The sequence below is a fragment of the Microcoleus sp. Pol8_D6 genome, assembly GCF_036700965.1.
In the GTDB taxonomy this organism is placed as follows: Bacteria; Cyanobacteriota; Cyanobacteriia; order Cyanobacteriales; family Microcoleaceae; genus Microcoleus.
This window is the reverse complement of the sequence record NZ_JAUBPW010000020.1, coordinates 65,149-89,703: the sequence shown is the minus strand read 5'-3', so window position 1 is coordinate 89,703 and position 24,555 is coordinate 65,149. Positions and strand designations below refer to the sequence as shown.

Sequence of the window (24,555 nt, the reverse complement as noted above, 5' to 3'; positions counted from 1 at the left end):
TTTTTACCCCACCCCAACCCTCCCCGATGCCTTGGGGAGGGAGTAAGAAATTCACAAATGATTTAGGATTGCTATATTAATCTTACTTTAGAGACTCAACTAATGTTTCAACTCGTGCTTTAATTTCATCTCGAACGCGGTGAAAAGTTTCGATGGGTTGTCCGTCGGGATCGTCGAGTTGCCAATCTTCAAACACTTCTCGCAATACCCACGCTTCGGGTAAATTCACACCGCAGCCGCACAAAGAAATTACTGCATCGTAGTCTTCTGCATTGAATTCGCTTAATGGGTTTGATGTTTGATCTGTGATATCAATGCCGATTTCTGACATGACTTGAATTGCTGTCGGATGAACTCTGCTTGATTCTAAACCGGAACTGGTGACTCGAATCTTGCCGGCTCCGATGGTTTTAGCGAATCCTTCTGCCATTTGCGAGCGGCAGGAGTTTCTTTTGCAAACAAACATTACTTTTTTCATGGTTTTTGTTGGTTGTTAGTTGTTAGTTGTTAGTTGTTGGTTATGGGTTGTTGTTGGGGTTCCGGCGGTTTCTAAGCGCCCGGTAATTCAAGGGCGCGATTTGCTAGGGCGATCGCCTCTTTAGCTGCTTGTTCCTTGCGTTCGCTGTAGCGATCGGTCAAATAGTCGGCTTGCTCCCGCAACAGCAAGGTAAACTTGTACAGTTCCTCCATTACGTCGATCGCGCGATCGCGATAAGGCGAATCCTTCATCGTTCCATCATCATTAAATTCCTGATAAGCCTTAGCAACCGAAGATTGATTAGGAATCGTAAACATCCGCATCCAGCGGCCCAAAATTCTCAAAGTATTCACAGCATTAAAAGACTGGGAACCACCGCTAACTTGCATCACCGCCAAAGTTCGCCCTTGAGTCGGTCTGACAGCGCCAATGCTTAAAGGAATCCAGTCAATTTGGTTTTTCATAATGCCAGTAATATTCCCGTGCATTTCTGGACTAGACCACACTTGACCCTCCGACCATAGGCTCAATTCCCGTAATTCCTGAACCTTCGGATGCGTATCGGGAACGCTGCCGTAAATCGGCAATTCTAGAGGATTAAAAAACCTAACTTCGGCACCGAAATCCTCGATAAATCTAGCAGATTCTTCCGCCAACAAGCGGCTGTAAGAACGCTCTCTTAACGAGCCGTATAAAAACAAAATTCTCGGTTTGTGCGTAAAACTTGTCATGATACTTTCAATTAAAATCCCGAAATCCGTTAGATAGTTCCCGATAAATTGCGACTGCTATTTGTGCTCCCCAAATCGGAGCAACCCAGTAAACCCAGTGTTGTTCCCAAATGCCGCCAACTAAAGCCGGGCCGAGAGAGCGTGCCGGATTCATACTCGCTCCGGTAATCGGCCCCATAAATGCAGCTTCTAAGCCTACAGTTAAGCCTATTGCTATCCCGGCAAAACCGATGTGAGCGCGCCTGTCAAGTCCTGAACCGAGGATAACAAACATTAAGATAAAGGTCAAAACAGTTTCTAAAATTAGAGACTGCAACCAGTTACCGTTGAGAGGGATAGTTGCACCGAGATTTGCTACTTTTCCTAGGGTAATTAGCAGCACTTGAGAAGCTGCGATCGCACCCGCACACTGCCCTAAAATGTAAGGTAAAACTTTATATTTTGGGAAAAAACCGCTCGCCCAAAACCCTAAAGTTACAGCAGGATTAAAGTGTGCACCGCTGATGTGTCCTAGGGCGTAAATCATGGCACATACTACTGCACCAAATACAAAACTGACGCCTAAATGAGTTACGGAACCAGCGCTAGTTTTGTTAACCATCACCGCGCCGGTGCCTGCAAAAACCAAAATAAATGTACCTAGAAATTCCGCGATCGCCTCTCGCTTGCAATCGGGGCGAGCACAACCTAACCTCTGCGCTGTTGCATCCATCGATCTCAACTAATTTGTTCCCTCCCATCATATCAATAAAAGTTGATATGTCAATCATCAAACAAGCCATATCAGTATTTGAGTGATTAAGAAATGTTGATGGGTTAACCCGCGTCGGAACAGGGGCGCGCCGGCAGGATCTGGCTGAAGCGGCGGTATTCGGCGAGGTACTGTTCGAGGGCGATAAACTGAGCTAAATTGAGGCTGTAGTAGATCCAGCGCCCTTCTTGACGGCTGCAAACTAAACCGGCTTCTTTTAGGGTTTTGAGGTGGAAAGAGAGTTTAGGCTGAGGGACAGACAGTCGATCGCACAAATCGCACACGCACAACTCCTGTTCCCGCAGCAACTCCAAAATCTGAAGCCGCAGGGGGTCAGAAAGAGCGTGAAAGCCAGCAGCAGTCAATTTATCTGCAACAGGCGGTGCGATCGTATAATTTTTAACCATAAATTACCCTTAAAATTTTATTCAAACACTCCCGGCGCGATTTCTTGTTTTTACCGTTAGATTCCATAAGGTTATCCTGTGATGGCCATTCCAAATCAACTCCGAAATCTTTATCTTCTAGGACTAACGATTAATTCTTTTACCGATGCAACACCCAGTAAGCGCAGCCGCTGATTGCAGCAGCAATTGGCAAGGTCAAGATCCATGATAGTAGAATCTGATAGAAAACGCGCACATTAGCTTTTTTTGAAATCAATCCTACACCAAAGATTGAGCCTACCGAAACATGGGTAGTAGAAACAGGAAGCCCATAACGACTGGCAACAATAACTAAAAATCCAGTCACTAAGTTTCCCACCAGCCCTTGACCAGTATTCATTGCTGTCAGCTTTTTGCTCATGGTTTCGGCAACTTTTTTAGCATTCAATAAACCGCCGATCGCCATTCCCAAAGCTACTGCTAAACTTCCCCACTGAACTGAGATTGATTGACCGACTAACATGAGGGAAACAATTTTCGGCGTATCGTTCAATCCTCTGGCAAAACTGACGATTCCCGCACTCATAAAATGGCAAAGATCCACTAACTTTTGGCTGGGGATTTGTAAGAAATTTCCCACGTACCTTTGCGTGCATTTATCTAGAGAATCGACCGCGACATCAGCGGTTGTGATGCACTTGAGTATGTTAGTTGCATCCGGCTGGGGAATGGGAATAATTTGTTGAGTTTGACCAGCGCAAATACACCATTCTTTCTGGATTCCTAAATAAACTCGCAGGTAGCGAGACAGCGCATAAATTAAAGCTCCTAATAGAATCGCAATCATGGGACTCAGCAACAAAGGCATTAGAAAATTTTTCTGCAAAGCAGTCAAATTAACTTGATTACCAATTGCTACTAAACCTGCACCAACAAGAGCACCTGTAAGACCGTGAGTTGTGGAAATAGGGAATCCAGTTAAGGTAGCAAGAATAACGGTTAAACCCGCAGCGATCGCGACTGCCAAATGAAAATCTGAGCCATTGGCGATATCGTCTGGAACTAGCCCTTTTCCCGAAAAGCTTTTTACCAGAGTTTCTGCTATAAAAATAGAAAATACTGAACCTGCAAAAGTTGTGATTGTTGCCCAACCAATTGCTGTTTTGTAGTTAGTCGTCTGGCTGCCAAACAGTGTCGCCACGCCTTTAAAATTATCATTAGCACCATTGCAGTATGCTAAAAAAAACGTGGCGATAAATAGCGCAATAAGTAACATTTTATTAGTCAGAATAAGTGTGGTTTATTTGAAACAGTTTTTGGCAGGTGCCCCGACAGCACCGAATTTGATTGTATAGACACAGTTGCCTCAAATAAAATAATAAAAATATTAAGATTTCTTTTGGTAATAGGCGAGCGATCGCATCTTAATTTCGCGCCAGATGGGCAGGATATTGAACGATACTATAATTAAGGCTCGGCGATCGCTTCCGGTACGCTCAACCAACCGATTTACTTGGGAGTCTGTACCCTGGCCGGCACATCAGTGAGTCCGGCTTTTTGCATCAGCGAAATCACCCCTATAGATAAAATTCCCCCAATAATTGCCCCGACAACTACCAGAATGATAAAGACTTTTTGCAGAGTTTTTTTAGTTGCCGGGTGGTACTGTCTCGGCAATGCTTCACCTTGATCGTCAACTTCTTGCTCCAAGGGGTCTAGCGGATTGGAGGGATTTGAGTTAAAGGGATTGGGCGCTTGATTCATGGCTGGCTTTGGTTAAACGAGATCAACAACTATTTTAACTTGCGATTAGCCCTTGCTGGTTAAATAATACCTTCTGGTTTCACTCAAAACTCTATAAAATTTATTAAGATACCGAGAATTTTACCAACATAATTAATAAAATATTCGCTGGTGTCAATCTCGATCGCAATTCCTTCTAATTTGAAAATTTTCCAGATACAGCCCGTTGTGAAAAATTAAGTGTTTTTAAGAAGCTAAGATTATATCACTTGAGGCGCTAAAATTTTGAAGCGGGGGTATTTATATAGTTGCCTGCTTGTCCAATGCTTTCTGTCAAAGATAATTACTATGACGTTACGCGAACTTCAAGACCGAGCACTGAGGTTGTCTGCCGAGGAGCGATGGCAGTTAATTAATGCTTTGATGCGATCGCTCCAACCGAAACCCCGCTCGAAGGTGAAACCGAAGGGTTTAGCCGCGAGTTTAATTGGCATTGCCAAAACGGACGCGCCACCACCTACAGATGCAGAAGTAAAGGCAATGTTGGATGAGCGGTTAGTCCAAAAGTATCTGTGATAAAAGTTTTATTTGATACCAATGTTTTACTGGATGCAATGCTGGCCCGCGAACCTTTTGTAGCGGATGCTGCTTTTTTACTGAATGCCGTTGAATCGGGGCAAGTTGAAGGGTTTATGTCGGCGACAACGGTTAAGGATGTGCGTTATTTGGTTGGACGACAAACCAAGAGTTCTGAAGCTGCGATTGCCGCCGTAACTCGACTGTTGGCATTGATGGAAATTTGTGCGGTGGAGCGAGAGGTTCTGGAGCAAGCGATCACGCTGGGATTGCCGGATGTTGAAGATGCGGTGCAGATAGCGTGTGCGATCGAGTTAGAGTTAGAGGCGATCGTTACTCCGGATGTGAATGGATTCGCAGGGTCGCCGATTCCCGTTTTGTCACCTCCAGAACTGAGAAATCGGTTGACCTAGCAGAGGGCTGAATAAATTAGGCATCGGTGTTTCATCCCCGCCTTAAAAGCGCGGAAATGAAACACTTACAACAAAAATATCGCTATCTGTCATCCTTCTACTTTTGACAAACGATCGAGAGAAATTGTTGCCGCTTGAGATACTTGAGAATTGCTATCTTTTTCTAAGTATTTCAAAGCCGAAACGCTCTTAAGACTCGGCAAATTGCCCAAAGCTTCAGCCAGCCTCTGGCGAATCAGCCAATCTTCCGACTGAGCAAAATTGAGGATGCGATCGATCGCCCCAATTTCCTTAATTTCCCCCAAAGCCGAAATTGCCGCCTGCTGGATCACCACTTGCTCGCTGTCGAGAGCTTTTAGCAGCACATCGCGGGCCCGGGGATCTTTGAGATTTCCCAGAGAAACAGCAGCACTGAAGCGCACCAGCCATTCAGTATCTTCGTAAAAAGCCCGCACCAAAGAATCAAAAGCTCTGATATCTTCCAGATAGCCCAAAGCACCCGCAGCGTCAGCACGAATGCCGTAATCCGGGTCTGTTTCTAGCAATTTGACTAGAATGGGATAGCACTCTGCTGTCGGTTTTACCCCGAGAGCAAACACAGCCATCGATCGCACCTGCAAACTTTCGTCGTTCAACACCTTTTTAATCAAAGGCACCGCCTCTGCAGCAGGCACATTTCGCAAGTTGGCCAAAGCCACCATTCGATCGGCGGAATTTTCGCTTTCTAACTTGGCTGCGATTTGCTCTAAGCTTAAAGTTGTCATTATGGATAAATCTTGTAGTAAAACTTTACATTCGGGTTATTTTGATTATAGGGGAGTCTCAGGGGAAAAGCAGGCAGTAAAAACCGCCCTGCGTATTTGAGATGAGTAAGATTGCGGATTAGTGAGACTATTAATCTAAAGCTCAGATTGCGTGGAAATAATCAAAGAGAAAGTTTATTATTTAAATCCCAAGCACAGGCGAGGTGTTTCTGCCGTTCCCTAAGGCTTTGCCCGATAGTTAGCCGCCCTCTGACAACCTGATCAACTATGCCGTTCTACCACCCGCCCTTTTACTCCTCAGCCTTAGAACAAGCGATCGATCGCTACCCCCTCACTGCCGGGCCAGAAACTTCCTTAGCAGTGGCGATCGCCCTGATGAGTCAGTTGCAAAACAGTTGTCCCCTAGTCAAAACACCTGTACCCTCAGACCGGGGGGCGATAACCGAAACATCCGCAACATCCGCGCCGGAAAAGATGCGGGCCCGATGCGTGTTCGTCGTGCAAAACCAGCAGACTATTACCACAGGCAACTTATCCGAAAACCCCAGCCGCGGGCTGTTAATCGGCATATTAACACCCGCCGACCTAGTGAGGCTGATAGCTTCTGGCAAAATAGACAGCCAGCACAAAGTAGCCCTGCACAAAATACCAATTTCCGAAGTGATGTCCCCGGTGTCGGTATCCCTCACAGAATCCGATGACCAAGACGTGTTTACCGCTTTATCCTTATTTCGCCAGCACAAGATTCGCTATTTGCCGATCGTCAATCAATTTCGCCACTTGGTAGGAGTGCTGACACGGGAAAGAATTCGCCAAGTATTGCAGCCTTCAAACATTCTTAAATTGCGGCGGGTAGCAGAATTAATGACTACGCCAATTACAGCGCCCCACACCGCCTCACTGCTGAGCATAACCGAACTGATGTCAGAGCATCAAGTCAGTTGTGTAGTGATTACAAAAAACAAAGAATTAACAATGGAGAAGCCCAAAGATGACTATACCTCCATTTTTCACTATTCCTTTCACCAACCCCTGGGAATTATTACCGAATATGACCTTGTGCAGGCACAGTTTCTCGAACTAAATTTCGAGCAAACCCCAGCTCAAAAAGTCATGAGAACTCCCCTGCAATTTCTTCAACCTTCCGATTCCCTATGGACGGCGCACAAAGAAATGGAGCAGCAACAAGTGCAGCGGTTGGTCGTGTGCGGGGGACGCGGAGAACTGTTGGGAATTATTACTCAGACCAGCTTGCTCAGAGTCCTCGATCCCACCGAAATGTACCGAGTTGTCAAACAGTTGCAGCAGTCGGTTTATCAACTCCAAGCCGAAAAAGTGGAACTGTTGCAAAGCCGCAACGCCAAACTAGAACAGCAGGTGCGGGAACGGACTGCAAAACTCCACGAACAATTGCAGCGCGATCGGCTGTTAACTCACATTTCCTTGCGGATTCATCAATCCTTAAACCTCGAAGAAATTCTCCACGCCAGCGTCGATGAAGTCCGCCAAGTTTTGCAAGCTGACCGAGTAGCAATCCTGCATTTAGAGTCCAGCAATTACGGCATTGTAGTGGCAGAATCCGTTGCCGAAAATTGGCCTTCAATATTGGGAGAAATCATGCCGGATAATATTTGGCAAGAATCTGCTTCCGTGATCGAACAGGAAATTTATGCGGTTCCAGACCTCGACCAAGCCTGTTTGAGCGCCGAAAAATATGCACGGTTCCAGCAAGCGCAAATCAAAGCTTATTTGATTGTACCAATTTTGCAAGACGGCAATTTGTGGGGAATGATGTGTGTCCATCAGTGTTCCCAATCCCGTCAGTGGCAACCTTCGGAAGTGGATTTGCTGCTGCAACTGGCAACTCAAATCGCGATCGCCATTCAGCAAGCCCAACTCTATCAGCAAGTCCAAAATCTCAACACCGACCTCGAACGCCAAGTCCAAGAACGCACCGCCGAATTGCAGCAAAAAGTTCACGAACTCCAGCATTTAAACGTCCTCAAAGATGAATTTCTCAGCACCGTTTCTCACGAACTGCGGACGCCTTTAGCTAATATAAAAATGGCTATTCATATGTTGAGAATTTCTCCCACGCTAGATCGGCGCCAGATTTATCTAGAAATTTTAGAAACAGAATGTACTAGAGAAACAGATTTGATTAATGCTTTGCTAGATTTGCAGCGGCTCGAAGCCGCAACTTGTCCGATCGACCTCGAACCAGTAAACTTAGAAGTCTGGCTGCCTACTATTATCGACCCGTTTTACACCCGGGCCCACGACCGCCACCAAGATTTGCGAGTAGAGTGCGATCGTCACCTCCCCACGATCAGTTCCAACCGCGCTAGTTTGGGACGAATTTTAGCCGAGCTCCTCAACAATGCCTGCAAATATACTGCCAATGACGGCGAAATTTCTCTGAAAGTCGAGTGCAAAAACGGAGACGGCGAACAAAGAGGACAAAGGAAAAATTCGCGACAAGCAAGTGCTATGGCTTCAGAAATCCAATTTATACTCCGCAATCAATCGTCCATCTCCATAGAGGAATTGCCTCGAATTTTTGAGAAATTTTATCGAGTTCCCAACGCCGATCCTTGGAAACAAGGAGGTACAGGTTTGGGTTTAGCTTTGGTTCAAAAACTTGTGGAACAGTTGCAGGGAAAAATTGAGGTTGAAAGCAGCAATGGCTGGACTAATTTTATCGTCACATTTCCTACCAACCCAGATGGAAATTAGTCCGCCCTGAGTCAATTTTAGATTTTAGATTTTAGATTTTAGATTTTAGACTTCGGCCTAAGAGGTTCGGCGAGCGCGAGCGTCAAGTCGCGCTCAGTCCAACGATTTTAGATTTTCGATTTACTCCACAGACGAATCTGGGAGATTGAACAAGAGTCTAAGATTTTGGGAGTTCCATGACTACTATCGGAGGCTTGTATCCTTTTTTTGGGGGTCATCTTTGTTGGGTGTCACTCTTTTTTAGGAGCTAGTTTTTGAATACGAGACGGTGCTGGCGTCAAATTCAAATATTCATTTTTATTTTCAACAACTGATGATCTCGATGCTGGATACTTCTTGCGTTTAGGGGCATGATTCGCAACTGTGCCCAAGCATGGTATGCCAAAATTTTCTAATTGACTGAAAACTTTTTTGACTACAGAAAAGGGAACCTGCTGAATTGCTACAACCATCAGTATGCCATCGGTGCGCGCCGCTAAAAAATTCGTATCTTTACTGTCAACTAGCGGCGGCGTATCGTAGATAACTAAGTCAAATTTTGCCTGAAGTTCTTCCATTAAATACTGCATCTGAGATGATGCCAGCCGTCTGGCAGTACCAGGATTCGGGAGACCAGCAGTTAATACAAAAAGATTATCTTCTAGATGCGATCGTTGGATAATTTCATTGGGTTCGTTTTTATGGTCTAGCAAATTGCTCAATCCCTTGACATTAGGCAGTTCCAACAGCAAGTGCAGACTGGGGGAATGCAAATTAGCGTCTACTAACAGCACTCGCTGACCTGCCAGCGCTGCCACGTGAGCTAAGTTTAAAGCAACGGTAGATTTGCCTTCGCCAACTGTAGCCGAACCAATTGCCACAGAGCTAATCGTTCGATTTGAAGAAAGAAAGCGGATATTAGTATAAAGAGAGTCAAAAGCTTCTATAAATTCCGCAGCAATTTTCTTATTACCCTCTTTTCCTTCAATATAAGCATAGGCATTAGCAATAGAAGGCGGCAATTTTCTAGCATTTTTGTCCAGAGGAATTGCTCCCAATAAAGGCGCATCAACCGCATCTTTAACGTCATCAGCACAGTAGAAAATATTGCGGAACTTTTCAATGAGGATAGCAGCTCCCAGACCCAAAACTAGCGCTCCAACAACTGCCATCATTAATTTGTTTTTAGCTTTCGATGGAACTGGCATCAGGTTGCCCTTTTCATCTCGCGGTATCCGTGGTTCAGAAATTATTTCCCAAGGTACTTGGCTTTGAGCTGCTTGGACGCGCAGAGTTTCCCGCTGGCTTAAAAGTTGATCGCGGGTGCGGGCGGCTACTTCTAATTGCTGTTGCAGTTCGTTGTAGCGGCGGGCTATGGTTGGGAATTCTGTTGCTTGCCTGTTTAAATTGTTTTTAGTTTGAGTGATTGCCTGAAGGCGAGCTTCTAAGACTTCAACTTGGTTAGCAGTATCAACCAATTGTTTAATCAAGCCTATGCGAATAGAATTTTGAAAATTTTGAACTTTAGAATTAGCTTGGGTGCCGACTAAATTTTGCCCCAAAATTCGATCAGTTTGCCGGTTGAGCAAAGCTACTAAATTTGCCCGCTTGCGCTCTAAAGCTTCCACTATAGGGTTAGCAGATTTAAAACGAGCTGTTTCTACAGCAATCTGACCTTCTACTTCCTTAACCTTGGTCAGCAACTCTTTATATTGAGGCTCTTCGCTTAAAGCTGAAGCGGCAATAGCTTCATTTGGTGTAAAATCTAATTGTTTTTGCAAGTTAGCGTACAGCGTTTTCTGTTCTTGCAGTAGCCTTTGAGTTTCTAACTCTAAAGTTTCTACGGTACGAACTTGCTGGATTAATTGCGCGCCTTGTTCTTGAGGATTGGTAATCTTTTGCTCCTGCTGTATCAACTGTAACTCCGATTTCAGGTCGTTTACGCGCTTATTGAGTCCCGGAAGCTGGTCTTCAATAAATTTAACACCTTCACCAATCCGAGTCTTGCGTTCATCAAGACTGTACTTTAAATATTTCTTTTTAGTTTCTTGTAAAACGAACTCAACTAATTTAGTATCATTCCCCATGAAGCGAACTTCCAAAATTTTAGTCAGCGTCCTCTCATCTTCTCCTATCCGCAAAACGATTAATTCTTTTTCAAGAATTTTTTCGGTAACTTTTGGATATCGTTTTTGGACTTGTTTAACAATAGCCGACAGCATCTGAGGACTCTTGAGAATTTCAAGTTGAGTTGCGTAGTCCAAACTAAAAAAATCTCGATTAGGCACTGCCCCCCCCTCGCCGCGATTGGCTAGGGCAGAGGGATCAGCAATTCTGGCCTCCGTTGTCACGGGTTCCACTAGCATCCGAAAATCGCCTTGATATGTTTTCTTGCCTCCCTTGATCTGATAAACAGCTCCAGCGCCTACTAGACCTATAATCCCAATAATGATTAGGGCTTGTCGCTGAAAAGTCCTCAACAACGGCTTTACATTCAATCCTTTCTGAGGCTGCGCGCTTAAATCTTCTCCCTCGTCAACGGAAAATTGCTGCACCTGTCGGCTCTGGTTGCTAATGGGTACGATATGAGCGTCCTGTTCTCTTTCCATGTTGACCTCTTGGATATTTTGTGGGTAAAATCAGCTTTCTTCTGCGAGCCTTCGGGTTGATACTTTGAGCATTGGCTTAAGGATATCACACGAAATTATTGGTTGGTTGAGCCCACTTCCTTCTAATAGTTCTCACTACTTTCACATAGTATACAAAAATAACTAAATCCCTATGCTAAGCCGGCAGTAAAAGTTCTTTTACGACTGCTGGAGAGTTATATCAGACTGCATTTGGCTCTGCTGCATTGTGCTTGTATTTCGGGTTTCCGGGCGACGAAGCAAACTTTTTCAGGTGTCGCTCAGCTTCCCGACAGGGGGTTCCATAACTTTACCAAACTTTTACAATTGACCGTAACACCTCAGCCGCTGCTTGCGCTGGTATTGATTTGTCCTCTATGCCATTTTTCGGTTCAGAGTCAACGGCAGAAGCACTTATTAACTTATGCGCTAACTGATCGGCTAAAAGGTTTTGCATTTCCCATGTCGATATAATTAGCCACATTCAGCAGATTTTTTGGAACGGCAACTAATCCAATCAATTTCCGAGAAAAATCTGTTTCTTCTTTTAATTATAAACTTTTTGAGGAGTTGGATGACTGATTAAGTGTATATACTTAGTTTACCGTGGTGATTATATCACCAACTCATCTCTATAGTGCGCGACAGACATAAAATTTAATAAGTTGTGTTCTCAAGCTCGATCGACATCTCGAACAACTCCAGCCTTCGGGGTTTTTCTACCGGGGCGGATGGGACGGCGCGGTTTATGTATTTTCGTAAAAAAACTAGGTTTCTGGGTTCCGGGGCTATTACTAAAACTATCGCTTTGATTCGCCCTCCGAGCAAGCTATAGCAATCCTTTCGGTAAACGCGCAACGGGCTTTTTGGGAAATTAACCGATGCCATAAGAAGATGACACATTGTTAAAGAAAAAAAAGAGGTAGCACAGGATGGGAGGATTGCTATTGAGCTTGATCAGATTAGCTATCGGTAGTTGTTGTTTTTTTATTTGACTAATTACCAAAAACTCCTTATTAGCGCTTACTGATTTTGTGCTTTTCTTTCTCGCAGTTTCAACAATATTTCTGCATGAACTTCGCGGGTTATGGGATAAAAATATGTAAGAATCATGCCAGCAATTAAAGCAAGTGTGGGCAGCGGCCCGATCGCAACTCGAATCGCAAACAGTGCAGAATCTGGCTGTACGGGGGCCGGCTGTCCGGGAACGGTAGAGAGAAATCCAGCTCCTTCTAATGCTTGGCCTACCAACCACAAACCCCCTGCCAATCCGATTTTTTGCAGTAGTACCATAAATGAATAGAAAACGCCTTCGCGTCTTTCTCCTGTTTGCAGTTCGTCGAGTTCGATCACATCCGGTATCATCGACCAAGGTATTAGATAAGCCGTGGAAACTCCGACACCTGCCATGACTGCTAATAAGTACATCTGCAATACTTGTCCTGGTTGCAGAAAAAATAGTCCAGCTTGGGCAATAATCCACAAACTCATGCCCATAAAATATACGGCTTTTTTGCCGTATCTCTCGCTGACTTTACTCCAAACAAATAGCATGATTAATGCAGTGCCTTGAACTGCGATCGCCACCAAGCTAAAAACGTACTGTGGCTGTTGCATCCAGTTAACAACAAAGTAGGGAATAATAGTAGCAGTCAACTGCACTCCCAGCCAAGAAAAAAGATAAATTCCAATGACGTACAAAAAAGGGCGATTGCTAAATGCAATCTGCAACTGTTCTTTCAGTGGCAAGGATGTAGAATTATCTAGTTCTGCGTTTTCTAATAGTTGGGCTGCGACGTGCTTGCGAGTTCCCAAAACGCACCAGTACAAAGGCAAGACAGAGATAACTGCACAGATTGCACCTAATACTAAATATTGTTGATTCGGGTCTTTTTCAAATACACGAAAGATAATTAGAGCTAAGATCAATGAAAGGATGCTGCCGCCAATGGAGAAAGCAAATCGAAAACTATTAAGGCTAGTGCGTTCGTTGTAGTCTTGAGTAAGTTCTGGAGTCAGGGCAGTGTAGGGAAGATTGACAGCCGTGTAGGCGGTGTTGAACAAAATGCTGATTGCAACATAGTACCAAAATAACACTGTGTGATCCGTGCTAGGTACAATCCACTGCAATAAGAAGAATATGCCGAAGGGAATGCCACCATATATTATCCAAGGATATCGGCGGCCCCAAGGGTGAGAAGTGCGATCGCTCAAAACCCCCACAATCGGGTCATTTATGGCATCCCAAACCTTGCCAACTACCAAAATATTGCTGGCTAAGCCGGCAGGTAAACCAGCGACATTTGTAAAGAAAACTAGGAGGTAAAATGCTAAAACATTAGCGGTAATTGCCGGGCCGAGGTCGCCGGCACCGTACGCTAATTTTGTCGAGAAACTGAGTTTTTTTGTTGCAGGATTGTTGGCGGCTGATTGAGGCGGGGAAGTGTTGCTCATAAACTTTGATTTTGGGATTTTTTGGCAGTCACAGTCTTTCCAGTAGGAGTATAACTCATGCTACGCCTTAATACTAAATTTTTTGTAGCGATCGGGACAAGCTTGAAGATTTGGTAATTTATAATTTGGTAATTGGTAATTGATAGGTTGGTGGGGGCAGGTTTACGAGATTATTTGTCTTAGGCAATTATTATGGGTAAAACCTGCCCCTACTTAAGGAAACAGTTGCGAAATCTGAACTTCTATTTCTGGAAATGCCAGCATTGACAAAACATCATCTTCATTAAATACTGTTTCTTGTCGGTAGTTGGCCTCGCGCGGTTCGCGAAAAACATAAACTTGCCGCGTGTTAACATCAAGTATCCAATAATCAGTAATTCCGGCCTTAGCATAAGCCGGTGCTTTTCGCTTGCGGTCTGTTTCTAAGGTGGTATCAGCTATTTCTACTAATAAGAAAATGTTGGCGGGTGCGGGATGAAAATCTTGGTACAGCCGAGGGTCGATTTGCACTACAGCAATATCCGGTTCTGGTTCTGAATTATAGCTTAGAGCGATCGGGTCTTGGATGCGAATTAAAGCAAGTCCTACCAGCAGATTTCTGAGATAGTCGGCTGCACAGAGGTTAGTTGCTGCGTGGGGAGGATTTTTTGCACTCATTGAAATAATTTGCCCGTCAATTAATTCGACTCGTTCATCGGGATTGAGAATGCCTGTTTCGGTCATGCGGCGGTATTCCTCTACAGTCCACAAGCGTAAATCTGTTATAGTCATGGCACAATTTCCTTGGGCGATATTATCTATTATCTATTATCGATTCACATTCTAGTTTTTCTTAAATTACTCGGTCAACAATCTAGATTTTGTTGTAATTGCTCCCACACACCACAAAATGGCATTAACAATTTCCGATCGCTGAATATCTTCTGCGTCTAAAAAACTTGCAAACTCTTCCTCAATATTCAAATGGTCTGCAAAATCATAAAGTATGCGCTTGTATTCAGTTGGCATCGGTATTAAAGTAGCTTTCACTAAATCGAAAAGCGCGTTCAAACAGTTGAGGATAGTAGCTGATTCGTCAAAATCTTCGGCATCGAGCAAGTATAGCGTTTCTGCAATGTCGCAAATAGCGTCTATTTGTGTGGGTGGCTTTCCCAGTTCGCTGACATCGATATGGCACAATTGGAGAGCGTTAATAGCTAGTTCTGGACGGGTAAAAAATACAAGTTGACCGCCGGCTATTAAGGGCGGCTCTTGTTCTCCATAGACAATTAGAGTATATAGATTTGGTATTTCGGTGCTGGGGTCGATGCGGAAACCGAACAGCCACAACAATTTTTCTGTATTTGGGTTCGCTGTTTGCAGTGTTGTTGCAAAATTTTTTGGTTCTGACATGAATTTTTAATCCCTATAATACGCTCTTAAACCCGGTTTCTACGCAAATTTTTTGTCTTTTAGGACTTACGTAATCATTCCAGGTATGGGGGCAACCACGGGGGGTTTGCCCCTACAAAACACTATATATTGAGGCGGTGCGTAAGTCCTGTCTTTGTGAGAAATCTAGAGATAAACCGGGTTTATAAGGCAAGAGTGCGTAATCTTTTTCCTATAAATTTTGCTGAATTATGTTGCAGCATTCGGCGACGGTTGCTCTTTTTTCCATTGCTGCTACTAGGGCTTCGTAAGCTGATTGGTGGCTTTCAATCAGGTTTTTTGCTCGTAGCAAACCCCAGTTTTGTTTGAGTTGAATTTCGGAAATGGGACGGCGCAGTTGTGTTAAAATTGCGCTAATTTTTGTGCGGTCTTCTGCTCCTCCTTGTGCGCTGCCGTAAACAAATTTTTCTGCGACTATTCCGGCCATCCACACGGTGCAGTATTGGTCTAAAAGTTGGGAGGAAAGAGTGCCGCTTTGGAGTTGAGATGCTAATTGTTCGTCTTCAAATCGGACGCCGCCTTGGGCTGTTTGACCTTGTTTAAATGCTTCCCAAGCGTTGAGGGCGTAGCTGGTTACGGGAATTCCTAACAGGTGGGCGACTAGGAAGTGTCCGGCTTCGTGGTGAAGGATACGATCGCGCTTTTGTTTGGAAGTTCCTCCCAGCCAATCTAATAAAATTGTACCGCCTTGACCTTGCCACTGGAAACTGTCGAGGGTGGCTAGCCCCAACAGGCAAAAAGTGGCGATCGCAGGTACGGCTTCTGGCAAGTTGAATAGGGGCCCCAACAATATTGAAACGGTGATGGCAAAGATAGAAATAGCGATAATATTCAAAGAAGTGTCTTTCATAATGGCGAATGGGTAACTGGGAATTGGTAATGGGTAATTTGTAATAGGGAATTGGTTTTAGAGGTAAACTCAGGTACGATCGCGCGATCGGTTTGGCAGCGTCGGGTCTATCTCCGCGCCCCCGACTTCCAACAAAAACTCCACCTTCCAGTTTGACTGAAAAATGTCGCTCCCAAGCCACCGATATTAAAAAGATATTAAAATAAATCAAAGTCCAGTAAAAGTGTTAGTGGAATCCTTCATGTCAGTTTTGGCAGCGATCGCAGTTTTAGGTATCTTGATTGTCGTTCACGAACTCGGCCACTTCCTGGCGGCGAGACTTCAACACATCCACGTCAACCGGTTCTCTATCGGTTTCGGGCCCATCCTCTGGAAGTACCAAGGCCCGGAAACTGAATACGCCCTCCGCGCCTTTCCCCTGGGAGGTTTCGTGGGTTTCCCGGACGACGATCCAGACAGTACAATTCCCCCAAATGACCCGAATTTGCTCAAAAATCGCCCAGTGCTCGATCGGGCGATCGTCATTAGTGCAGGGGTAATTGCCAACTTAATTTTTGCTTATTTTCTGCTGGTGGTGCAATTGAGCACTGTCGGCGCTGCAGAAATGAACTACCTACCGGGAGTTAAAGTCCCGGAAGTCGCCGCAGAAGTCAGTTCTGCCGCGAAACAAGCCGGAATTCGATCGGGCGACGTTGTTCTGTCTGTTGACGGCAAGGAATTGGACGCTTCCCGCGAAGCAATCAAATTATTGGTCACAGCAATCCAAGATCATCCCAACCAACCCCTAGCGTTGGAAATTCAGCGCCAAGAACAAAAATTTTTGGTGACAGTAACTCCTGAAGAGTCGCCCGATGGCAAAGGTCGCATTGGCGTGCAGCTAACTTCTAACGGCACTGTGGTGCGGCAGAGGGCCGGATTTGTGGAGGCGTTTAGCAAGGCCGCCAAAGAATTTGAGCGGATTGTGGTGCTGACAGTTCAAGGTTTTGGGCAGTTACTTAGCAATTTCAGCCAGACTGCCGACAAGTTGTCCGGGCCTGTGGCGATTGTGGCGATTGGTGCAGGGATTGCCAAATCGGATGCTGCGAGTTTGTTTCAGTATGCTGTGCTAATTAGCGTCAATTTGGCTGTGATTAATATCTTGCCTTTACCTGCTTTAGATGGCGGCCAGCTAGCTTTTTTGTTAATCGAAGGACTGCGGGGCAAGCCTCTGCCGAACCGCATTCAGGAAAATGTCATGCAGACTGGTTTGGTGTTGTTGCTGGGTTTGGGAGTGTTCTTGATTATTCGCGATACTGCTAATTTGGCTGGGTTTGATTTGCGAAATTTCATGCAATAGTAAATGAAGGAAGGAAGAAGGAAGACGGAAGAAGGAAGAAGGAAGAATTATGTCTAGTTTTCCGTTTTCATATTTTCCTATTTTTCCCTCTTCTTTTTTTTTCTACGCAAGCGATGCACAGCCTCTGTTTATGGGTTCCCCGGTCGTGCCTGGGAAGCAGTTAAAAACACATGACTAATAACTAATGACTAATGACTAATGACTAATGACTAAAAAGTTAAGTTTAAAACAACGATCGCTAGAAATTCTGATTCGCATCAAACGCCTCTATCCAGAAGCTCGTTGTACTCTCAACTACGAAACTCCCGTGCAGTTGCTGGTGGCGACGATTCTCTCGGCTCAGTGTACGGACGATCGAGTAAATCTGGTAACGCCGGCTTTGTTTGAGCGTTTTCCCGATGCGGTTGCTTTTGCAAATGCTGATATAGAAGAACTCGAAAGTCTCGTGCGATCGACTGGTTTCTACCGCAATAAGTCTAAAAATATTAAAGGTGCTTGTCAGGCGATCGTCAATAAATTTAACAATCAAGTGCCGCAGCGGATGGAACTGCTGCTAGAATTGCCCGGAGTTGCCCGCAAAACTGCTAATGTCGTTCTCGCCCACGCCTTTGGTATTAATATGGGCGTGACGGTAGACACTCACGTCAAACGTTTGACTCAGCGGTTGGGATTGACCGAACATACCGATCCTATAAGGATCGAGCGGGATTTGATGATATTGTTACCGCAGCCAGATTGGGAAAATTGGTCGATTCGGTTGGTTTATCACGGCAGGGCAGTTTGTAATGCGAGAAATCCGGCTTGCAATATTTGCGAACTTGCAGATTTGTGCCCTTCTTCTAATAGTTTGGTGTTGCGCCAAGGTTAAGTACAGGCAAGATGCCTGTACCACAAAAATGTGGAGTGATTGTGGAATATCATTTCCGGTTATACCGGAATGATGTTGACGGTTGACGGTTGACTGTTGACTGTTGACAGTGAACCGTCAACTCGAATTTACTATTCCGATGCTAACGGATTTGATAGAACAGGAATCTTGCCTGTTGCTAAAAATGTTGAGTTATTGTGGAACAGGAATCTTGCCTGTTGCTAAAAATGTTGAGTTATTGTGGAACAGGAATCTTGCCTGTTGCTAAAAACCTTGAATAATTGTGGAACAGGCATCTTGCCTGTTGCTAAAAATGTTGAGTTATTGTGGAACAGGCATCTTGCCTGTTGCTAAAAATGTTGTTAACAAAAGAAATAATTCAAATAAAAGAGATCCGAAATCACCAAAATATAGTACAATAGTAGATTGTGATTTATCTAAGGATATCAACAGATTATGGCTAAGAAGAGCATGGTCGAGCGCGAGAAAAAGCGCCAGAGACTCGTAGACAAGTACGCCGACAAGCGGGAAGACCTGAAAGACCAGTTTGACCAGGCTAACAATCAGATGGACAAAATGGCGATTCACCGCCAACTACAACAGCTACCCCGCAGCAGTTCGCGGACTCGCTTGCGGAACCGCTGCTGGGCAACTGGACGGCCCAGAGGTTACTATCGTGACTTCGGACTGTCTCGCAACATGATGCGAGAAATGGCTCACGAAGGTCTTTTGCCCGGTGTTGTGAAGTCTAGCTGGTAGCACGAAGGAAGAAGGGAGAAGGAAGAAGGAAGAAGGAAGAAAGAAGGAAAAAACTCACAATTAATCGGCAGGATTAGGTTTGGGGTTGATTTTTGTTTCAGACTTATGAGTTAAATTTTCCTCCTTCTTGCTTCACTGGCCACAGCATTTATCGATGCCGAGACTTTCGAGTAACAAGTCGCTGACGGCATTGGCGATCGCAAATTCGCCGTAGAAGCTTTTAGAAAAATCATAGGCCTGCATTTCGGTGACGATCGCAATTACGAGGCTGCCCACGTCATTTTCGCCTTCCATACGCTGGCGGACATAGATTTGGGCAGCTCTTTTAGCTATTTGCTGGTTGGCTGCTTCTGGGATAAACTCGGAGTCTAGCCATGCCAGCAGCGTTTGTTGGAGCCATTGGCCTTCTTGTTCGGGGTTTTTGGCGGGCGGTAAGGTAATAGGTTCAATGGTTTCAGACATGATTATTCCTAATTGCTAATGTTGACTTTGAAAAGTTAACTGAGAAATGACAACTGATAAATATATGCAATATGATATACCGACAATTATACAAGGATACGCGCAAGGCTATTTCTTGATGGCAAATGACGGCGAGGAAAGTTTGGGGTGGTATTCGAGCCGTCAGCGGGCGCTGATTCCCCTGGATGATAGATTTACCTATCCGAAATCCCTGCGTCGCCAACTCAATCAAAATCGGTTTTCGGTGGCTGTAAACCGCGATTTTGGGGCGGTGGTTGAGGGTTGTGCCGATCGCGAAACGACTTGGATTTCTAAGGAACTCAAGAAGATTTACTGGGGTTTGTATGAGGCCGGTTGGGCTTACAGCTTCGAGACTTGGTGCGGGGACGAATTGGCGGGCGGTATTTTAGGATTGTCGATCGGCGGTGCGTTTATTGGGGAGTCGATGTTTTACCGAATTCCCGAAGGTTCTAAAGTGGCGATGGTGAAGTTGGTGGAGAGATTGCGCGATCGATCTTATCTGCTTTTCGACGCTCAAATGAACAATCCGCACTTGGAAAGATTCGGCGCTTATACTGTCAAGGAAAAACTGTATAACACTCTTTTGCAAGCAGCTTTGAAGCGCCGCTGCTCGCTATTTTGAAGATTCTGTCAGTAGGGAAAGGGCAGTGCCATTTTCGGTGCAGATAGTTGCTTTAAACAATAGTATAATTAAGCTCAGATACTTTTCGGAGACAACCACAATGCAAGTCACAACCGAAGAAATTATTTATCCCTGCAGCGACGGTCAACCGATGGCAGATAGCACAATTCAATACAAATTAATTGTCACAATCAAAGAAGGTTGCGAGTCGCTGTTGAAAGATGACCCAAACGTGTTTATAGCCGCCGATTTACTGTGGTATCCGGTTGAGGGGAGAACAGATATTTCTCAAGCGCCAGATGTAATGGTTGTATTTGGGAGGCCAAAGGGCGATCGACGTTCTTACCTACAATTTCGTGAAGATAATATTCCTCCCCAAGTCGTGTTTGAGATTCGCTCTTTCAGCGACAGCCAAATAAAAATGAACAAGAAATTTTCATTTTACAATCGCTACGCAGTTGAGGAGTATTACCTTTATGACCCAGCACAAAATGAGTTGACTGGTTGGCAAAGAATTGAAGGAATGTTAGAAGTAATTGAACCGATGGAGGGCTGGATAAGTCCAAGATTGGGAGTGCGGTTTGAGTTGGGATCGGAAGGTTTAGAAATTTATCGACCTGATGGACAAAAGTTTCTTTCCTATTCAGAATTAGATGAACAGCGAGAATTAGAGCGACGGCGCGCCGAACAAGAATTTCAACGCGCAGAAGGAGAATTTCAGCGCGCAGAAGAAGCAACGCAGCGTGCCGAACAAGAAGCTCAAAAAGCGGAACGTTTAGCCGCCAAACTGCGCGAATTGAACATCGATCCTGATAGCATCTAAGCTCGAACCAGGAGAATAAACCCGGTTTGTCAAAGAAATCGGGTTTCTGGGGATTGCAGTTATTTACTTTTTTCAGGGCGAACGGGAGTATTTGGTCGATCGCCCCCCAGTTAAAATTACCTATACTACAATATATAATACAGATATTCGAGCCAAAATCCTTGGAGCTCATAAAAATCCTAATCGAGGCCCCTTGAATGTGCCAAAATGTTCAAGCAAACATTAGTAAATCCTACACGGAGCAATTGTTGTGGATTCCAGATATAACCCCCAATCCATAGAAGAAAAATGGCAGCAGACATGGGCTGAGCAAAACTTAGACCAGATGCCAGAAGATACGCAAAAGCCTAAATTTTATGCCTTATCCATGTTCCCCTACCCGTCGGGAAACCTGCACATGGGCCACGTCCGCAACTACACAATCATCGATGTAATTGCCAGACTCAAGCGAATGCAAGGTTATCGGGTATTGAATCCGATGGGATGGGATGCTTTTGGTTTGCCGGCAGAAAATGCAGCCATCGAGCGAGGAATTCCCCCTGCACAATGGACTTATCAAAACATTGCCCAAATGAAAGGCTTATTTCGCCGGCTGGGTATTTCTTTCGACTGGACAAAAGAAGTTACAACTTGTTCTCCCGATTATTATCGGTGGACTCAATGGATTTTCTTGCAATTTTTAGAAGCCGGATTAGCTTATCAAAAAGAAGCCGCAGTTAATTGGGACCCCATCGACCAAACAGTGTTAGCAAACGAACAAGTAGATAACGAAGGTCGTTCCTGGCGTTCCGGTGCCAAAGTCGAGCGCAAATTATTGCGGCAGTGGTTCCTCAAAATTACCGATTACGCCGAACAGTTATTAAACGACTTAGACAAATTGCCAGATTGGCCAGAAAGAGTCAAATTAATGCAAGCCAACTGGATCGGCAAATCAGTCGGCGCTTACTTAGAATTTCCGATTGTCGGAATGGATGAAAAAATCGCCGTTTTCACCACACGTCCCGATACAGTTTACGGCGTCAGTTACGTTGTTTTAGCACCGGAACATCCACTAACTAAGCGCGTAACAACCGAAGATAGAAAAACCGCCGTAGAAACCTTCATTAAAGAAGTCGCGGCCCAAAGCGAGATCGATCGCACAGCCGAAGACAAACCAAAGCGCGGCATCCCCACAGGCGGCAAAGCAGTCAATCCTTTCAACGGCGAAGAAATCCCCATTTGGATCGCCGATTATGTGCTGTACGAATACGGCACCGGCGCAGTCATGGGAGTACCAGCCCACGACACGCGAGATTTTAAATTTGCCAATCAATATCAACTGCCAATTAAAGTAGTAATTGTGGATGATGATGAGATTCCGCTGACCGAAGCTTACACCGAACCTGGGATTATGATTAATTCCGAAAGCTTCAACGGTATGGATTCCATTAAAGGCAAAGCAGCGATTATTCACCATGCCGAAAATGCAGGTTATGGCAAAGCCCGAATCCAATACCGCTTGAGAGATTGGTTAATTTCTAGACAGCGTTATTGGGGCGCTCCGATTCCCGTAATTCACTGTCCCACCTGCGGCACAGTACCAGTCCCTCAATCGGATTTACCCGTATTGTTGCCGGAAAATGTAGAATTTACAGGCAAAGGTTCGCCATTGGCAAAGATGGAAGAATGGGTAAACGTTCCCTGTCCGAGTTGCGGCACTCCGGCGAAGCGAGAAACAGATACGATGGATACTTTTATCGATTCTTCGTGGTATTTCTTGCGCTACCCCGATGCTCAAAATCAAGAGCAAGTCTTCGACAGTGAGAAGACAAATGATTGGATGCCTGTAGACCAATATGTCGGCGGCATCGAACACGCAATCTTGCACTTACTGTATTCGCGGTTCTTTACCAAGGTTTTGCGCGATCGGGGTTTAATCAATTGTGACGAACCATTTAAACGCCTGTTAACTCAAGGCATGGTGCAAGCAATGGCCTATAAAAACCCCGTTACTGGCAAATATGTTCCCCCAGCAGATATAGACCCCGCAAATCCCAAAGATCCTGAAACTGGCGAAGCTTTGGAAGTCTTCTATGAGAAGATGTCCAAATCAAAATATAACGGCGTTGACCCCTTGCAAGTTATGGGAAAATATGGGGTAGATACGGCGCGGATGTTTATTTTATTCAAAGCACCGCCAGAGAAAGATTTGGAGTGGGACGACGCTGATGTAGAAGGGCAATTTCGCTTTTTAAATCGCGTTTGGCGCGTGGTTACAGAGTTTGCTGGACGAGTCCCTCCCACCCCCGGTCAAGGGGTAGAAAATGCTGAATTAAGTAAAATTGAGAAGGATTTGCGACGGGCAATTCACACTGCAATTAAGGAAGTTAGCGACGATTTGGAGGGTGATTATCAGTTCAATACTGCTGTTTCTGAAATGATGAAACTCAGCAATGCTTTGAATGATGCTAAGTGTAAAGATTCGCCAATTTATGCAGAAGGAATTAACACTTTGATTCGATTGTTAGCGCCTTTTGCGCCGCATATTGCTGATGAGTTGTGGCACAATACTGGTAACAGTGAATCGGTGCATACGCAAACTTGGCCGAGTGTGGATGCTTCTGCATTAGTTACCGATGAAATTACGCTGGTAATTCAAGTTATGGGCAAAACTCGCGGTACTATCCAAGTGCCTTCTGGTGCTGACAAAGCTGCTTTGGAAAAGTTTGCTCGCGAGTCGGAATTGGCTAAGCGTCACCTGGAAGGTAAGGAGATTAAAAAGGTAATTGTGGTGCCTGGAAAGTTGGTGAATTTCGTGGTAGCTGGATAAAGATGAGAAACCCGGTTTTTGGGATAAACCGGGTTTTTTATGCTTATAAAGATATGAAACGGATCTTGAAATCGCTTTTACAAGCAAAACATCCGCAGACGCGGACTGCAAGAGATGATTTTAATTGTTGCTTTCAAAAAGTAATTGCACGATCGCTCCGCATTCCAATTTTAATACAGATTGAGCGCTGCCGCCATTAACGGCAATTTCTAGCCAACCGTCAGAACCAGTTATGGCACTTAAATCGCCCGGTTGGCTGTCGCTGTAGGTTTTACCGCTGGGAATGCGAATTGCATCAGAACTATGGCTAATTGTTACTGACCAATTGTTACCTATAATACAATTATTGGGGATATTAGTAATTAGGTTGCCGAAGCGATCAACATATTGAACACAGCCTTCTATACCCGTGGCGGTAACGGCACAATTTGGTATCTCTAACTGCACTAAACTTGCAGGGTCAATCGTCTCCCCCAACTCTTCCAAAGCCACCCCGTTCGCCAAGTGAGCGCCCGCAGCAGCGAAAATATCGCGACCGTGAAAAGTGCTGCTAGGTTGAGGTGTGCGCCAGTATTGAGAATTCGTGAGTTCGACAGATACGATCGCACTTTCCCGACTCAACACCCCGCTAAACAACCCGTTATCCGGCCCTACAAGAAAGCAATTAGCACATTTAATCGCAACCCCGCGTCTCTTGCTTCCCACACCCGGATCGACGACAGCAACGTGTACGGTTTCCGGCGGAAAATAAGCAAAAGCAGTCATCAAACAAAACCTCGCCGCCGCAATATTTTGAGATGGTATTTGGTGCGTAATGTCAATGACTTTTAAGTGCGGGTTAATTTGGGCGATCGCACCTTTCATCACTCCCACATAAACATCACTTAATCCAAAATCCGTCAGCAGAGTTATAATTCTATTTTTAGACATATATCC

The 24,555-nt window shown here is 44.9% G+C and carries 23 protein-coding genes; 9 read left to right on the top strand and 14 right to left on the bottom strand.

The window, feature by feature from the left end:
- Positions 1-82: 82 nt before the first annotated feature.
- The 6 genes from arsC to QUA10_RS10905 form a co-directional block, all read right to left on the bottom strand.
- Positions 83-478: an arsenate reductase, glutathione/glutaredoxin type gene (gene arsC, locus QUA10_RS10930; RefSeq protein ID WP_333080179.1), complete on the bottom strand. Its 396-nt coding sequence runs from the start codon at positions 476-478 to the stop codon at positions 83-85.
- A 71-nt stretch (positions 479-549) separates the two neighbouring features.
- Positions 550-1,209 carry an arsenical resistance protein ArsH gene (arsH, locus tag QUA10_RS10925; RefSeq protein WP_333080180.1) on the bottom strand — a complete coding sequence of 220 codons (660 nt, stop codon included), beginning with the start codon at positions 1,207-1,209 and terminating at the stop codon, positions 550-552.
- Positions 1,210-1,216: 7 nt separating this feature from the next.
- On the bottom strand, positions 1,217-1,921 hold the full coding sequence (locus tag QUA10_RS10920; RefSeq protein ID WP_333080182.1) for an MIP/aquaporin family protein: 705 nt from the start codon (positions 1,919-1,921) through the stop codon (positions 1,217-1,219).
- A 104-nt stretch (positions 1,922-2,025) separates the two neighbouring features.
- Complete coding sequence (locus tag QUA10_RS10915) at positions 2,026-2,367, bottom strand: metalloregulator ArsR/SmtB family transcription factor (protein ID WP_333080184.1); 342 nt, start codon at positions 2,365-2,367, stop codon at positions 2,026-2,028.
- A 139-nt stretch (positions 2,368-2,506) separates the two neighbouring features.
- Positions 2,507-3,622, bottom strand: a complete 1,116-nt coding sequence (locus tag QUA10_RS10910) for an inorganic phosphate transporter (protein ID WP_333080185.1) — start codon at positions 3,620-3,622, stop codon at positions 2,507-2,509.
- 233 nt (positions 3,623-3,855) lie between these two features.
- Positions 3,856-4,110: a hypothetical protein gene (locus tag QUA10_RS10905; RefSeq protein WP_333080186.1), complete on the bottom strand. Its 255-nt coding sequence runs from the start codon at positions 4,108-4,110 to the stop codon at positions 3,856-3,858.
- Between the two features lie 327 nt (positions 4,111-4,437).
- Between QUA10_RS10905 and QUA10_RS10900 the strand changes: the two genes are divergently transcribed.
- Together QUA10_RS10900 and QUA10_RS10895 are read left to right on the top strand one after the other, a co-directional pair.
- Entirely contained in the window at positions 4,438-4,665 is a 228-nt protein-coding gene (locus QUA10_RS10900) for a hypothetical protein (RefSeq protein ID WP_194067282.1), read from the top strand.
- Positions 4,662-5,078: a PIN domain-containing protein gene (locus QUA10_RS10895; RefSeq protein ID WP_333080188.1), complete on the top strand. Its 417-nt coding sequence runs from the start codon at positions 4,662-4,664 to the stop codon at positions 5,076-5,078. Before QUA10_RS10900 ends, QUA10_RS10895 begins: the two co-directional genes overlap by 4 nt.
- 89 nt (positions 5,079-5,167) lie before the next feature.
- On the opposite strand, the gene QUA10_RS10890 is transcribed toward QUA10_RS10895, so the two are convergent.
- Positions 5,168-5,842 carry a HEAT repeat domain-containing protein gene (locus QUA10_RS10890; protein WP_333080190.1) on the bottom strand — a complete coding sequence of 225 codons (675 nt, stop codon included), beginning with the start codon at positions 5,840-5,842 and terminating at the stop codon, positions 5,168-5,170.
- A 267-nt stretch (positions 5,843-6,109) separates the two neighbouring features.
- Here QUA10_RS10890 and QUA10_RS10885 point away from each other — a divergent pair, with 267 nt between their 5' ends.
- Positions 6,110-8,578 carry a CBS domain-containing protein gene (locus tag QUA10_RS10885; RefSeq protein WP_333080192.1) on the top strand — a complete coding sequence of 823 codons (2,469 nt, stop codon included), beginning with the start codon at positions 6,110-6,112 and terminating at the stop codon, positions 8,576-8,578.
- Between the two features lie 230 nt (positions 8,579-8,808).
- Here QUA10_RS10885 and QUA10_RS10880 read toward each other — a convergent pair whose 3' ends face one another.
- The 5 genes from QUA10_RS10880 to QUA10_RS10860 form a co-directional block, all read right to left on the bottom strand.
- Positions 8,809-11,166 carry a polysaccharide biosynthesis tyrosine autokinase gene (locus QUA10_RS10880; RefSeq protein ID WP_333080193.1) on the bottom strand — a complete coding sequence of 786 codons (2,358 nt, stop codon included), beginning with the start codon at positions 11,164-11,166 and terminating at the stop codon, positions 8,809-8,811.
- 1,041 nt (positions 11,167-12,207) lie between these two features.
- Positions 12,208-13,638, bottom strand: a complete 1,431-nt coding sequence (locus QUA10_RS10875) for an MFS transporter (RefSeq protein ID WP_333080195.1) — start codon at positions 13,636-13,638, stop codon at positions 12,208-12,210.
- Positions 13,639-13,851: 213 nt separating this feature from the next.
- Positions 13,852-14,409, bottom strand: a complete 558-nt coding sequence (locus QUA10_RS10870) for a Uma2 family endonuclease (protein ID WP_333080197.1) — start codon at positions 14,407-14,409, stop codon at positions 13,852-13,854.
- Positions 14,410-14,475: 66 nt separating this feature from the next.
- Complete coding sequence (locus QUA10_RS10865; RefSeq protein ID WP_333080198.1) at positions 14,476-15,030, bottom strand: hypothetical protein; 555 nt, start codon at positions 15,028-15,030, stop codon at positions 14,476-14,478.
- A 211-nt stretch (positions 15,031-15,241) separates the two neighbouring features.
- Positions 15,242-15,919, bottom strand: coding sequence for an ATP-dependent Zn protease (locus QUA10_RS10860; protein WP_333080200.1), 678 nt, complete (start codon positions 15,917-15,919; stop codon positions 15,242-15,244).
- Between the two features lie 241 nt (positions 15,920-16,160).
- On the opposite strand from QUA10_RS10860, the gene rseP reads away from it, so the two are divergent.
- From rseP to rpsN, 3 genes are all read left to right on the top strand, one after another.
- The gene (gene rseP, locus QUA10_RS10855) at positions 16,161-17,255 is read left to right on the top strand and encodes an RIP metalloprotease RseP (protein WP_333080201.1); all 1,095 of its coding nucleotides are present in this window, start codon (positions 16,161-16,163) and stop codon (positions 17,253-17,255) included.
- A gap of 205 nt (positions 17,256-17,460) precedes the next feature.
- On the top strand, positions 17,461-18,123 hold the full coding sequence (gene nth, locus QUA10_RS10850) for an endonuclease III (RefSeq protein WP_333080202.1): 663 nt from the start codon (positions 17,461-17,463) through the stop codon (positions 18,121-18,123).
- 456 nt (positions 18,124-18,579) lie between these two features.
- On the top strand, positions 18,580-18,882 hold the full coding sequence (gene rpsN / locus QUA10_RS10845; protein ID WP_006633844.1) for a 30S ribosomal protein S14: 303 nt from the start codon (positions 18,580-18,582) through the stop codon (positions 18,880-18,882).
- 132 nt (positions 18,883-19,014) lie between these two features.
- Here the strand turns inward: rpsN and QUA10_RS10840 are convergent, their stop codons facing one another.
- Positions 19,015-19,344: a hypothetical protein gene (locus tag QUA10_RS10840; protein ID WP_190740107.1), complete on the bottom strand. Its 330-nt coding sequence runs from the start codon at positions 19,342-19,344 to the stop codon at positions 19,015-19,017.
- Positions 19,345-19,408: 64 nt separating this feature from the next.
- Between QUA10_RS10840 and aat the strand changes: the two genes are divergently transcribed.
- The 3 genes from aat to leuS all read left to right on the top strand — a co-directional run bounded on the left by aat (position 19,409) and on the right by leuS (position 23,619).
- Complete coding sequence (gene aat / locus QUA10_RS10835) at positions 19,409-19,987, top strand: leucyl/phenylalanyl-tRNA--protein transferase (protein ID WP_333080513.1); 579 nt, start codon at positions 19,409-19,411, stop codon at positions 19,985-19,987.
- Positions 19,988-20,087: 100 nt separating this feature from the next.
- Positions 20,088-20,810 (top strand): Uma2 family endonuclease, encoded by a 723-nt coding sequence (locus QUA10_RS10830; protein ID WP_333080203.1) that lies wholly within the window; start codon positions 20,088-20,090, stop codon positions 20,808-20,810.
- A gap of 250 nt (positions 20,811-21,060) precedes the next feature.
- A complete protein-coding gene (gene leuS / locus QUA10_RS10825) occupies positions 21,061-23,619 on the top strand; it encodes a leucine--tRNA ligase (RefSeq protein ID WP_333080205.1) in 2,559 nt (852 codons plus the stop codon).
- A 120-nt stretch (positions 23,620-23,739) separates the two neighbouring features.
- On the opposite strand, the gene QUA10_RS10820 is transcribed toward leuS, so the two are convergent.
- Positions 23,740-24,549, bottom strand: a complete 810-nt coding sequence (locus tag QUA10_RS10820; protein ID WP_333080206.1) for an SAM-dependent chlorinase/fluorinase — start codon at positions 24,547-24,549, stop codon at positions 23,740-23,742.
- Positions 24,550-24,555 lie beyond the last annotated feature (6 nt).